1 protein-coding gene is annotated in these 466 nt (G+C 44.8%); it reads left to right on the top strand.

All coding sequences use genetic code 11. The annotated features are described in order from the left end of the window. A partial coding sequence (locus tag P0108_RS07190; protein ID WP_473730948.1) for a phage major capsid protein occupies positions 1-466 on the top strand: 466 nt, incomplete at both ends.

The following is a 466-nucleotide window of genomic DNA, read 5'->3' as shown; positions in this document are numbered from 1 at the left end:
AGATTCCAAGTTTGCGCAAATCCTGCTTGACGCTCATAAGCTTCACGTTGCGGTAAAAGTTACTGAAGAACTCTTGTATGATAATGCGTTTAACCTCGAGAATCATCTTCTCACATCCTTCGGCATGGCGTTGGCTAACGCTGAGGAAGACGCTTTTCTTAACGGGGATGGCGTGGGAAAACCGACTGGTATTTTCAACAAGAAAGACGGTGGTACGTTCCTTAAAGAAACTACCGGTATTAAAACTGATGATCTGATTGATCTTGTTCACGCTTTGAGGCGACCATACCGTAAAAACGCGAGTTTTATTATGAACGATAAAACGGTCGCGAGCATACGAAAACTTAAAGACAATAATGGCGCGTATGTTTGGCAGCCTTCATACCAGGATGATGAGCCGAACAGGATTCTCGGATACCCGGTTTACACGTCTGCTTACGCGCCTGAAAACATGGTGGCTTTTGGT

Source organism: Gardnerella sp. c10Ua_244 (assembly GCF_055818055.1).
Note: the sequence above shows the minus strand (reverse complement) of the source record. Positions and strands in the feature narration are given on the sequence as shown.